Origin of the sequence: Acinetobacter sp. C26M (assembly GCF_023702675.1) — a bacterium.
In the GTDB taxonomy this organism is placed as follows: Bacteria; Pseudomonadota; Gammaproteobacteria; order Pseudomonadales; family Moraxellaceae; genus Acinetobacter.
Genome location: NZ_CP098478.1, coordinates 1,547,315 through 1,559,856 on the forward strand (window position 1 = coordinate 1,547,315; position 12,542 = coordinate 1,559,856).

The following is a 12,542-nucleotide window of genomic DNA, read 5'->3' on the forward strand; positions in this document are numbered from 1 at the left end:
TCAATAAATCGGTCACATGGAGTGGCCGAATCTAACTAAATTTCCTCAAGGATTGGAGATTATAATGTCACAACACTCCACATTACAGCGGGGGTTAAACACCCGCCACATTCGTTTTTTGGCATTGGGTTCAGCCATTGGGACAGGACTCTTTTACGGTTCTGCAACAGCCATCAAAATGGCAGGTCCATCCGTTTTAATCGCATATATCGTTGCAGGGATTGCAATTTATATCGTGATGCGCGCATTGGGTGAGATGGCTGTACATAACCCAGTATCGGGTTCATTCAGTCACTATGCCTCACAGTATATTGGACCACTTGCAGGCTTTACCACAGGCTGGACCTACGTTTTTGAAATGATCATTGTTGCTTTGGCAGATGTTACCGCCTTCGGGATCTATATGGGCTTCTGGTACCCCGATGTGCCACGCTGGATCTGGATTCTGTCACTGATCATGTTCCTTGGGGCAATTAACCTGATTCATGTCAAAGTCTTTGGCGAACTTGAATTCTGGCTTTCAATTGTCAAAGTGACTGCGATCGTTGCGATGATTGTCGGTGGTTTAGGCCTAATGTTCTATGGTTTTCATGCGGATCATAGTGGTTTTACTACAGGCATTCAAAACTTATGGATTCACGATGGCTTTATGCCAAATGGTATTGCTGGTTTAGTTGCCTGTTTATCTGTAGTGGTATTTGCCTTTGGTGGAATTGAGATCATTGGGATCACTGCAGGTGAATCAAAAGACCCAAAAACCTCGATTCCTAAGGCGATTAATGCAGTACCAGTACGTATCCTGCTGTTCTATGTAATGACGATTTTTGTATTGATGTCGATTTTCCCATGGAATCAAATTGGTAGCCAAGGCAGCCCATTTGTACAGATCTTTGAAAATCTTGGGATTGGATCAGCGGCAACCGTTCTCAATATCGTGGTGATTACCGCGGCGATCTCTGCGATCAATAGTGATGTGTTTGGTGCAGGACGTATGTTGTATGGTATGTCGAGTCGTGGACAAGCACCGCAAGTGTTCCAAAAAATCTCCAAAAATGGTGTGCCTTGGATGACGGTTGTGGTAATGGCAGGGGTGTTATTGATTGGCGTATTGCTGAACTATCTGATTCCTGAAAATGTATTCATCATCATTGCTTCAATTGCGACCTTTGCCACAGTTTGGGTGTGGCTGATGATTTTACTGTCTCAAGTTGCGATGCGTCGTAAGTTATCTAAAGCAGAAATCAAAGCCTTGGATTTCCCAGTCATTGGCTGGCCATATGCACCTGCATTTGCAATTGCATTCATGCTGTTTATCTTGGCAATGATGGGGTATTTCCCAGACTCACGACCTGCGATTTATGTTGGTGCAACCTGGTTAGTTCTACTTTGGATTGCTTATACCATTTGGGTAAAACCTAAGCAAGACACGGTAAAAGAGAACTCAAGCTTGCAACAAAATATCGAAATGGAAAGCTAATGATCAAACTGCTCAGGTGTCATCCCACCTGAGCGGTGAGAGGAACTATGAATGAAAAAGCTCTGGAAAAACTGTCATATCGCCACCATGCAAAATGGGCAATATTCCAGTATTGAACATGCTGCAATGGTCACTGTAGGGCAGCATATCCACTGGATTGGGACATTTGAAGATCTTCCTGCCGATGCTTATTCGGAAACCATCGATTTGAATGGCGCATGGGTCACACCGGGTTTAATTGATTGTCATACCCATAGTGTGTTTGGTGGCAACCGTAGTGTTGAGTTTGAAAAGCGTTTACAAGGTGTCAGCTATGCTGAAATCGCAGCCAGTGGTGGCGGGATTGCCAGTACGGTTCGTGCCACGCGTGAAGCCAGTGAACAAGAGTTGCTCGCATCAGCATTGAAACGAGTTCGCTGCCTGCTTAAAGATGGTGTCACCACCATTGAGATTAAGTCAGGTTACGGTCTGGACTATGCCAATGAGCGGAAAATGCTGCGTGTGATTCGTCAGATTGCAGATACTTTGCCGATGACGGTTCGCAGTACCTGCTTAGCAGCACATGCTTTGCCTCCAGAATATCAAGATCAAAGTGATGCTTATATCGAGCATATCTGCAATGACATGCTGCCAAAACTGCACCAAGAAGGTTTGGTTGATGCAGTCGATGCCTTTTGTGAGTATTTGGCATTTTCGCCAGCTCAAGTCGAACGTCTATTTAAAACAGCACAGTCTTTAAATCTTCCGATCAAGTTACATGCTGAGCAGCTATCTGCATTGGGTGGGTCGAGTTTGGCGGCACGTTATCAGGCCTTATCGGCAGATCATTTGGAATTTATGACTGAGGATGATGTCAAGGCGATGGCAGCTGCTGGGACGGTGGCAGTGCTATTACCAGGTGCATTCTACTTTCTGAGAGAAACCAAATATCCGCCTTTAGACAGTTTGCACCAACATGGGGTACGCATTGCGCTATCCAGTGACTTAAATCCAGGCACATCACCAGCCTTATCTTTACGTTTAATGATGAATATGGGCAGTACCTTATTCCGTCTGACGCCTGAACAGACTTTGGCGGGTGTAACGACGCATGCGGCACATGCACTGGGTCTGCAAGAGACACATGGCACTTTAGAGACAGGTAAAGTTGCAGACTTTATTGCGTGGGATATTGAGCATCCATCCGAGATTGTTTACTGGTTGGGTGGTGATTTAGCAAAGCGGATTATTCAGCATGGCAATGAAATCTCAATCTAACAGCGAAGCTCATTTTTAAAGGACGCTAGACATAATGAATCATTCATTTACATGGCAAGGACGTAAAGATGGTGAGGGTGCTGAACACTTAAGGATTCACCAAGTCATTAATACCACGCCAAGAGCTGATTATGCCCTCATTGGTTTTAGCTCAGATGAGGGTGTTAAGCGCAATAAAGGGCGGTTGGGTGCAGCCGATGCACCTGACAGCATTCGTGCGCAATTGGCCAATTTACCTGTGCATCAACCAGTCACCATTGCAGATATTGGCACAGTGGTATGTGATGGCTCAAAACTGGAACAAGCACAGGCTGAATTGGCTGAACAGGTTGAAAGAAGCCTCAAACAGGGCATGAAGCCGATTGTGTTAGGCGGTGGCCATGAAGTGGCTTTTGGCAGCTTCTCAGGTCTGTTTCAATATCTGCAAAATCATGAGCCGAATAAAAAGATCGGCATTATCAATTTCGATGCACATTTCGACCTACGTGAAGCTGAACAGGTGACTTCTGGCACACCTTTTTTAAATGCAGCAAAACTGTCTGAACAGCATCAACAAGAGTTTCATTATTTGTGCATTGGCGTAGCGAAACATTCAAATACTAAGGTTTTATTTGAAACCGCAGATCGGCTGAATTGTACTTACATTTACGATTATGAGTTGCAGCAACAAAATGTTGAAACTTTAATCGAAAAACTGACAGCTTTTATCGGAAAAGTTGACTATTTGTATATTACAGTTGATCTTGATGTATTTAGTGCTAGCATTGCGCCAGGTGTAAGCGCACCTGCGGTTAAAGGGATTGATTTATCCGTCTTTGACCCATTACTAGAGGCCATTAAGGAAACCGGAAAGATTAAAGTTTTTGATGTGGCGGAATGTAATCCACGGTTTGATTTGGATAGTAGAACTGCCAAATTAGCCGCTTATATAATTTTTAACTACATATTTGATTGATGGATCATGTGAATTCATCAAAAGGTTAAAACATGTCTAATTTATCTTATGTCTCTCAAAATGACGGTCCATGGGCAACTTATCTTGAACAGATCGAGCGTGTTGCTCCATATCTAGATGGTTTAGAAGACTATGTGGACACATTGAAGCGCCCAAAACGTGCTTTGATTGTCGACGTGCCAATTGTTATGGACGATGGCACAATTCGTCATTTTGAAGGTTATCGTGTACAACACAACTTGTCACGTGGTCCGGGTAAAGGCGGTATTCGCTATCACCCAGATGTAGATTTAAATGAAGTAATGGCACTTTCAGCATGGATGACAATTAAAACTGCGGTGGTAAATTTACCATTTGGCGGTGCAAAAGGTGGCATCCGTGTTGACCCGCGTCAACTTTCACCACGTGAATTAGAGCGTTTAACACGTCGTTATACCAGTGAAATCAGCCATATCATTGGCCCACAAAAAGATATTCCTGCACCAGACGTGGGTACCAATCCAAACGTCATGGGTTGGATCATGGATACTTATTCATCTGGTCAAGGCCATACAGTGACTGGTGTTGTAACAGGTAAGCCTGTACATCTTGGTGGCTCTCTTGGTCGTATCAAAGCGACGGGTCGTGGTGTATTTATCACAGGTCAACAAGTTGCTGAAAAAATCAAATTACCTTTAGAAGGCGCGAAAATCGCGGTTCAAGGTTTTGGTAACGTCGGTAGCGAAGCTGCATATTTGTTTGCAGACTCGAAATCGATTATCGTGACGATTCAAGATCACACAGGTACGATTTTCAATCCTGAAGGTATCGATCTTGCTGCATTAAAAACACACATGGAAACTCACCAAGGTGTGGGTGGCTTTGCTGGTGCACAAGTGATCAGTGATGAAGAGTTCTGGAATGTAGAGATGGACATTTTGATCCCTGCTGCATTGGAAAGCCAAATCACAGTTGAACGTGCTCAAAAATTAACTGCGAAGTTAGTGCTTGAAGGCGCGAACGGCCCAACATTCCCTGAAGCGGATGATGTTTTAGTTCAACGTGGCATCACTGTTGTTCCTGACGTGATCTGTAACGCAGGTGGTGTAACCGTATCTTACTTCGAATGGGTTCAAGATATGTCGAGCTATTTCTGGTCTGAAGAAGAAATTAATGAAAGACTAGATAAGTTGATGATTCAAGCCATTAACGATGTATGGCATAAATCAAGCGAAAAAGAATGTACTTTACGTACAGCAGCCTTCATTTTAGGTTGTGAGCGTATCTTAAAAGCACGTAAAGAGCGTGGTATTTTCCCAGGCTAATTTTAGCAGTGTTTTTGAAACGACCTTAAGACGCATGTTTTAAGGTCGTTTTTTTATTGTTGAATCAATCCAGAAAGAAATCTTTCTGTAGCTGGGTGTTGCCACTGACACAGGCATACTGAGCGAAATCAGTGATCCCGATACGCGCCAATGCTTGTTCATCAGTGAGGCTTTGTCCCGTCAGTTCACCTTTCGACGTACTGTAAATCGCAAATGCCGCATCTGCCATAATCTCGGGTTTTCGGCTGAGTTGTTGCGTATTTTCCTCACCTAGGTTCTTCGAAACTGCTGCTGTGGCGATATAAGTTTCAGGCCATAGGGTATTACAGGAAATGCCATAGTGACGAAATTCTTCTGCCATACCTAGCGTTAGAATCGTCATACCATACTTAGATAAGGCATAGGGTGAGAGCATGCCTAACCATTTTGGTGACATATTCACAGGTGGCGATAAGCTTAAAATATGCGGATCTTTTGCTTGTTTGAGATAAGGTAAGGCTGCCTGCGCACAAATAAAGGTTGCACGGTGGTTAATAGTTTGGATCAGGTCATATTGTTTTAATGAGGTGGCTTCGACTCCTGTGAGCGCAATTGCCCCCGCATTATTAATCAGTACATCAATACCACCAAAGTTCTTGGCTGCTTGTTGCATGGCAGCATGGATCTGCTGTTCATCTCGTACATCTAAAAGTAAGGGCAGTGCTTTGCCGCCAGCAGCTTCAATCTCTTCGGCGACACTATAAATTGTGCCTGTTAATTTGGCTGTTTCCACTTCGGTTTTTGCCGCAATGACAACATTTGCCCCAGCTTGAGCAGCTTTCAGCGCAATGGCTCTGCCAATTCCTCGGCTGCCACCAGTAATAAAGATGGTTTTTCCTTGCATATTACTCATCTCGATGTCCTATATTTAATTTTTATCAATATGTCGTTAAATCATAAAAGGATGTGCAAATTTTTCTGGATTGTAGAGTTGTCGTTGTTTAGCAATCTCAACAATGCGATGGCGCAACTGACGCTTGATCACGGCATAGGTTAGACGATGCTTTTGTGACATCTCTTCAGCAAACTTAAAGACTTCAGCATTTAATGATTCGGCAGGATGAATCTGATGTACCACATGTGCGTCTAAGCACTCGATCCCAGTCATGGATTTGCCTGTTAATGACATTTCCCAAATCGCATGTTGATTGGGAAGGAGTTGCACAATTTCTGCGATACAGTCGGTAAAAGGAATGGTCAGTTTGACTTCGGGAAAGCAAAAACGTCCTTTGTCTGCCCGCATCAAGCGGAAGTCGCATGTCGATGCCAAGATTGCACCGCCTGCATAAGCATTGCCATTAATTTCCGCAATGACAGGGAGATTAAGCAAGGCCAAGCGCAGCAGCATATTTTCCAGTTGCGTGGTAAAGGCTTTTTTATCTTGCATGGATTGCTGCATTAACCATGCGAGGTCTAAGCCATTGCAAAAAGTCTTGGGGTGGTCGCTTCGAATGACTAGGCAAGCATTGTGCGGATGACGTTCGATTTCATCAAAGATCTCGATATATTCATTTAGCACATCTTGATTTAAGACATTGTCCTGATCGCCATTGGTTAATGTCAAAACATAAATGGACTGCTGTTGATCAAGCGTCATGGTGGTCATTGAAACGCTTCCTTGTTGTGCCGTTGTTTATTATGAAAGCTATTATTTCGCATAAAATACTCGCACAATAGGTGTGACTATGCCATATTGATGATCATTTTAGGACAGTGGATGTGCGATGCGAGATCCTTTTGGATTGTTTCAGGAAACCATTTCGGTTTCTTATGCACATCTACTATTAGAAATTGTGCGTGATTATGCGATTGATACTGAAACAGTTTTATCTGGCACAGGATTAGTGCTGGCAGAAATGAAACAAGCCGATGCCAAAATGAGTGCACATCAATGGTCAAAACTGGTGGTGAATGCTTTAAGGCTGACGGATAATCCACGGCTTGGGATTGAATATGGTTTTAAATTACGGCCCACTTCACATGGAGCCTTAGGTTTTGCATTTCTGAGCTGTACTGATGTTGAAACTGCATTAAGGCTGTGCCAGCAGTATTTCTGTACACGAATCCAGAACTTTACCCCTGAATCGTACATTGAAGAAGACTTTGTCTATGTCTATTTGGATGGTGTACATCCTGTTAAATTTGGCAATGAACAGCAATCTGATCAATTACGGCACTTTATGATTGAAAGTTTGCTATTTGGCGCAATTCATTTTTTAGCTTTGTTTTCTGAAAAAATTGTTGAACGTTGTGAGGTCTTTGTCGATTGGGCTGATGCACAAAATTATAAAAGTATCGATCTCTCCCAAATCAAGATTCATTTCAATCAGCAACGCAATGGCCTGCGCTTTCCCAAGCAATATCTGCATTGTAAAAATCCAAATGCTGATCATGTCGCATTCCAGCAGGCATTATTGTATTGCGAAAATGACAAATTGAAATTACTCAAAGAGTCGACGCGTGATCTGCAGAAAAGTATTCGTTCTGAGTTGTTATATAAAGCTGGCAATACTTATCCGACATTAGCATTGATTGCACAGCGGTTGAATATGTCTGAACGAACCATCAAGCGACATTTGCAGGCACAAGGAACGACGTTCTTGCAGATTTTGGCTGAGGTTCGTTTTAGTCAAGCCAAAAAGTTACTGCAACAGCCACAATATAGTATTCAGGACGTTGCAGCTCTGGTGGGTTATGAAGAAGCCACTAATTTTATTCGTGCTTTTAAAAAGATGTTTGGGGAAACACCGAGTCAGTATCGGAAAAGGTATTTCCCTATAGTGAGTTAATCTTTAGATTTTTTAATAATTTAGTAAGTATTGAAAAATCCAAGAAAATCGATTTATATTTTTTGTTGAGAGTGTCAGAGCATGGGTATTGCCATTATTATTTATAATGAAGGGGATAGTATTCAATCATTTTATTTAGGAAACTTTAGCGCTTTTTTCTCACAAATCACTAGCACTCAATTAGCAAAGATGCCTATATTGAGTGATTTAATTGATAATTCTAATACTGAAGATGATTTCTTTATTGAAAATATAGATTTAATTAAATTTATAGATGAAATAACACAACTTTTGAAAAGTGATGATGCTATTTATTTATCAGAAAATTTGAGATGTTCTTTACAAGAATTTTTGTTGTTTTTTAATGGCAAAGTGCTGACTGGTTATAAATTATCACTAGTTTGATGCATTTTTATAAATAAAATATTAAAAGGCTAATAGTAAAATTTAGATAAGCAACTTTTATAACGGTCATATAAGTAAAAAGTTGCTTGAAATATATTTTCTCTGGTCGTGAATGATGTTGCTGCCTATCAAACTTTCGGTATGATCTTCAAAGATCAGTTGTGTTAATCCTATACAGCATTTTGAACCGTTACAATAAAGAGTTCCAGTGAATGCTGAATCTGTTCGGTCCATTCAAAGGAACAATTCATACGAATAAAATGTTGATGTGAGGGCAACACATTAAATAAAGGGCTTGGAGCAACGCCGACCTGTTGTTGAATCAGCTGTTCATAGATTTGCATACTGCTGACTTTGTCTGGCAACTGAATCCAGAGAAAATAGCCACTTGGATAGTTATATACCTTACAGTCTTTCGGTAGATGTTGTTTGAGATATTGAAAGAATTGTTTTTTATTCTTTTCCAAAGCCCGTCTAAGCGTTCTTAAATGCTTTTCATAATGATGATGGGAGAGAAACTCCACCAGTGCATTCTGGATCAGTGCATTGGCTGAAATGGTGCTCATTAATTGCAAATGCTGAATATGTTCGGAAAATTTGCCAGCATAGACCCATCCCATACGGAACCCCGAACCCAAGGTTTTGGAAAAAGAAGAGCAGTGCAACACCAGATTTTGCTGATCGAAATACTTCATGGGTAGCGGCTTTTGATTGCCATAAAACAGTTCTTCATAGACATCATCTTCGATCAAATGAATTTGATGTTCATGCAATAGCTTGGCAATTTTATATTTGATCTCATCGCTGACGGTAAAGCCAATCGGGTTATGTGCGTTCAACATAAACCAGCACACTTTGATCGGATAGTTTTTAATGACTTGTTCAAAAGCTTCAATATCAAAGCCATGTTGTGGATGTTCTGGGAGGGTAATCACCTTGAGTCCCAAACGTTCAGCTGCCTGCCATGCGCCATAGAAGATGGTTTGCTGCAATAAAATATAATCGCCTGGTTGAGTAATCGCTTGCAGGGAAAGATTCAAGGCTTCTAAACCACCTGATGTAATGACAATGTCATCTGCATCGGTTGGAATTCCTTGCATACAATAGCGTTGCGCGATGAGTTTTCTGAGTGCTAAATTCCCAGGTGGTAGGTTGGTGGTCTGATCATAACTATGACGATTACGGGAAAGTTGCCCCATGATCTGAATCAATTTGGGCGGATAGAGTAACTGACTATCTGGAAATGCAGAACCTAGTGGGCTGACCTGTTTGGATTGGATCGATTTCAGGTATTTAAACACCAATGAGTTAATTTCAATTTTGGGGTTTAGTGAGACCACCGAATAAGCTTGTGGAATCTGGATATTATTTTGCTCAGCGACAAAATAGCCTGACTTTTCTTTGGAATAAATCAATCCTTGCGCTTCCAGTTCTTGGTAAGCGTTCATCACGGTAATTAAGCTAAACCCTGAGCGCTGCACTTGCTCTCGCAAAGAAGGCAGTTTGCTGTGTGGCTGCCATGATCCATTTTCAATGAGAAGTTTCAGGTTGTGCGCTAATTGTTCTGATTTATACATAAAGTAAAGTGAATCCATCGTGATGGAACAGCTTGGTATGCAAGCTGCTCCATCTCTTTTTTAATAAGCAAACATCAATAGCAGTCTAAAGAGACCTGCAATGATGGTGAGTGCAAAAAAACCAACTAACCATAAGATTATAAACCATTGCGTTTGGCTTAAATGCAGAGATTTAATTTTCATGCAAAGCTGCTCCTTAGTGATAACCCGTATCTCCAACCCGTACTTTATCTCTAAATACCCAGTACGACAGGATGGTATAGGCGATAATGATCGGGATCAGAATTACCGCACCAACCAATGCAAATTTCTGACTAGAATGTGGTGCTGCTGCTTCCCAAATGGTGACCGATGGTGGAATGATATTCGGCCAGAGGCTGATTACAAAACCAGTAAATGCCAAGAATACTAAGGCTAAGGTAAAGATAAAGGGCTTTAATTCCTGACGCGCTTTACATGCTTTTAAAATCAAGAATGTAAATAGCAGTACCAAAACTGGTACAGGGCTAAAATAAAGTAAATTTGGCAAAGCAAACCAACGCGCTGCAATTTCAGGATGGGTCAGTGGGGTATACAGGCTGACTCCTGCAAAGACCACAAACAAAACAATGATCAGTTTAGGCATCAGTACATACATTTGATCTTGTAGTTCATGGTCTGTTTTCATAATCAGCCAGCCACAACCAAGCGCTGCATACATGGCAACCACACCCAGCCCCGTAAATAAGGCGAAAGGAGTGAACCAATCTAAACCTGAACCAGAGAAAATCCCATTGGTGGTTTGAATCCCTTGAATATAAGCACCTAGAATTACGCCTTGCAGGAAGCTGGATAGAATTGAGCCCCAGATAAAAGCCTGATCCCATAAATGCTTGGTGCGATTGGCCTTAAAACGAAACTCAAATGCAACACCACGGAAAATCAGTGCAATCACCATCAGGGTAATCGGCATATACAAGGCTGATAACACCGTTGAATAAACCAGTGGGAAGGCTGCGAACAAACCTGCACCACCGAGTACCATCCATGTTTCATTACCATCCCACACGGGTGCCACGGTATTCATCATCACATCACGTTCTTCACGGCTTTTTATGAAAGGAAACAGAATCCCGATACCGAGATCAAAACCATCCAAAATGACATAGATCAGAACACCAAGACCGATAATGCCGACCCAAATCAGAGATAAATCAATCATGGCGGTTCTCCTTGTTCGGGTCTTGCTGATCAATGCTTTCATCAACGGCACTTAAAGGACGCATTGGGGTTTTGAAATGCCCATGACCTGCTGGCTCAAGATCAATCGCTTCAATAAACTCAGGACCTTTTTTCAGTAGTTTCAGCATGTAGTAAATACCGCTACCAAACACGATGGCATAGACCACCACGAAAATGATCAAACTGATACCGACCTGATCGGCAGTCACCGTATGCGACAAACCATCTTTGGTGCGCATTACTCCATAAATCACCCAAGGTTGACGGCCAACTTCGGTGGTGACCCATCCCGCTAGTAAGGCGATATAGCCTGTCGGCCCCATGACAAAAGCGAATTTATGAAACCAAGATGAACCATACAGCTTGCCTTTTTTACGCAGCCATAAGGCAACGAAAGAGAGCAACACCATTAACATACCAAGTCCGACCATGACACGGAAACTCCAAAACACAATGGTTGAGTTTGGTCGGTCTTCTGGGGCAAAGTCTTTTAAGCCTTTGACTGTACCATCCATAGAATGAGTCAAAATCAGACTGCCTAGATTTGGAATCGCAATCGCATATTTGGTACGTTCTTCTTGCATGTCTGGAACGCCAAATAAGTACAGTGGCATCCCTTCATCATAATTGGTCTCCCAATGACCTTCCATTGCGGCCAGTTTTGCGGGCTGATGTTTCAATGTATTCAAACCATGATTATCGCCAATCACCACTTGCAAGCACGAAGTGACCAGCACCATCCACAGACCCATTGAAAATGATTTTTTGATCAGTTCATCACGACGGCCTTTGATCAGATGCCATGCGGCAGTACCCACCACCAATAGGGAAGACACTAAAAATGCAGCAGCGGCCATATGCGCAAAGCGATAAGGGAAGGAGGGATTAAATACGATCGCCCACCAGTCGGTTGGGATAATAATACCGTTTTCAATGGTGAAACCTTGTGGTGTCTGCATCCAGCTGTTGGAGGAGAGAATCCAGAACATGGAAATACAGGTGCCGATGGCAACCATCAAGGTGGCAAAAAAATGGGCTTTGGGACTGACACGCCCCCAACCAAATAGCATGATGCCCAAGAAGCCAGCTTCCAAGAAGAACGCACTGAGTACTTCATAAGTGAGTAAGGGACCAGTCACGCTTCCCGCAATACGAGAAAATTCACTCCAGTTGGTACCGAACTGGTAGCTCATCACTACACCTGAAACGACGCCCATCCCAAAGGCAACGGCAAAGATTTTGATCCAGAATTTAAATAGATCTTTATAAATGGGGTTTTGAGTACGAAGCCATTTCCATTCAAGCATGGCAAGAAAACAGGCGAGACCGATGGAGGTGGCTGGAAAGATAATGTGAAATGAAACAGTAAACGCAAACTGTATTCGGGCTAATTCTAAAGCAGTGAGACCGAGATCCATATATCCTCTCCTATAACAGACTAAAAGCAGTCGCTAGGAAAATGTGAAAGAACGGACTTAAATGTTTGAAAATAAGCAGAACCTGAAAAAGCTGTGGTTT

Annotated in this window: 12 protein-coding genes; 6 read left to right on the top strand and 6 right to left on the bottom strand. The window is 42.3% G+C overall.

Translation table 11 applies throughout. The annotated features are described in order from the left end of the window. Positions 1–64 precede the first annotated feature (64 nt). Genes NDN11_RS06960 through NDN11_RS06975 form a run of 4 tightly spaced genes read left to right on the top strand, consistent with a single transcriptional unit; the run spans position 65 to position 4,993 of the window. Positions 65–1,477 carry an amino acid permease gene (locus NDN11_RS06960; protein WP_251111196.1) on the top strand — a complete coding sequence of 471 codons (1,413 nt, stop codon included), beginning with the start codon at positions 65–67 and terminating at the stop codon, positions 1,475–1,477. A 51-nt stretch (positions 1,478–1,528) separates the two neighbouring features. Continuing rightward, positions 1,529–2,734, top strand: a complete 1,206-nt coding sequence (gene hutI, locus NDN11_RS06965) for an imidazolonepropionase (protein WP_251111197.1) — start codon at positions 1,529–1,531, stop codon at positions 2,732–2,734. A 34-nt stretch (positions 2,735–2,768) separates the two neighbouring features. Next, entirely contained in the window at positions 2,769–3,689 is a 921-nt protein-coding gene (gene hutG / locus NDN11_RS06970; protein ID WP_167251421.1) for a formimidoylglutamase, read from the top strand. A 32-nt stretch (positions 3,690–3,721) separates the two neighbouring features. After that, entirely contained in the window at positions 3,722–4,993 is a 1,272-nt protein-coding gene (locus NDN11_RS06975) for a Glu/Leu/Phe/Val family dehydrogenase (protein WP_171548708.1), read from the top strand. A gap of 64 nt (positions 4,994–5,057) precedes the next feature. On the opposite strand, the gene NDN11_RS06980 is transcribed toward NDN11_RS06975, so the two are convergent. Beyond that, positions 5,058–5,885 (bottom strand): SDR family oxidoreductase, encoded by an 828-nt coding sequence (locus NDN11_RS06980; RefSeq protein WP_251111198.1) that lies wholly within the window; start codon positions 5,883–5,885, stop codon positions 5,058–5,060. A 36-nt stretch (positions 5,886–5,921) separates the two neighbouring features. Continuing rightward, positions 5,922–6,638, bottom strand: a complete 717-nt coding sequence (locus NDN11_RS06985; RefSeq protein ID WP_251111199.1) for an enoyl-CoA hydratase/isomerase family protein — start codon at positions 6,636–6,638, stop codon at positions 5,922–5,924. A gap of 118 nt (positions 6,639–6,756) precedes the next feature. Between NDN11_RS06985 and NDN11_RS06990 the strand changes: the two genes are divergently transcribed. Both NDN11_RS06990 and NDN11_RS06995 read left to right on the top strand, forming a co-directional pair. Continuing rightward, the gene (locus NDN11_RS06990; protein WP_251111200.1) at positions 6,757–7,821 is read left to right on the top strand and encodes a helix-turn-helix transcriptional regulator; all 1,065 of its coding nucleotides are present in this window, start codon (positions 6,757–6,759) and stop codon (positions 7,819–7,821) included. Positions 7,822–7,902: 81 nt separating this feature from the next. Next, positions 7,903–8,226: a hypothetical protein gene (locus tag NDN11_RS06995; protein WP_251111201.1), complete on the top strand. Its 324-nt coding sequence runs from the start codon at positions 7,903–7,905 to the stop codon at positions 8,224–8,226. 170 nt (positions 8,227–8,396) lie between these two features. Here the strand turns inward: NDN11_RS06995 and NDN11_RS07000 are convergent, their stop codons facing one another. The 4 genes from NDN11_RS07000 to NDN11_RS07010 are packed head-to-tail and all read right to left on the bottom strand — an operon-like array spanning position 8,397 to position 12,442. Beyond that, a complete protein-coding gene (locus NDN11_RS07000; protein WP_251111202.1) occupies positions 8,397–9,803 on the bottom strand; it encodes an aminotransferase-like domain-containing protein in 1,407 nt (468 codons plus the stop codon). Positions 9,804–9,863: 60 nt separating this feature from the next. Next, the gene (locus NDN11_RS18195) at positions 9,864–9,986 is read right to left on the bottom strand and encodes a hypothetical protein (RefSeq protein WP_266096178.1); all 123 of its coding nucleotides are present in this window, start codon (positions 9,984–9,986) and stop codon (positions 9,864–9,866) included. Between the two features lie 13 nt (positions 9,987–9,999). After that, complete coding sequence (gene cydB / locus NDN11_RS07005; RefSeq protein ID WP_251111203.1) at positions 10,000–11,004, bottom strand: cytochrome d ubiquinol oxidase subunit II; 1,005 nt, start codon at positions 11,002–11,004, stop codon at positions 10,000–10,002. Beyond that, positions 10,997–12,442 (bottom strand): cytochrome ubiquinol oxidase subunit I, encoded by a 1,446-nt coding sequence (locus NDN11_RS07010; protein ID WP_251111204.1) that lies wholly within the window; start codon positions 12,440–12,442, stop codon positions 10,997–10,999. Before NDN11_RS07010 ends, cydB begins: the two co-directional genes overlap by 8 nt. Between the last annotated feature and the right edge of the window lie 100 nt (positions 12,443–12,542).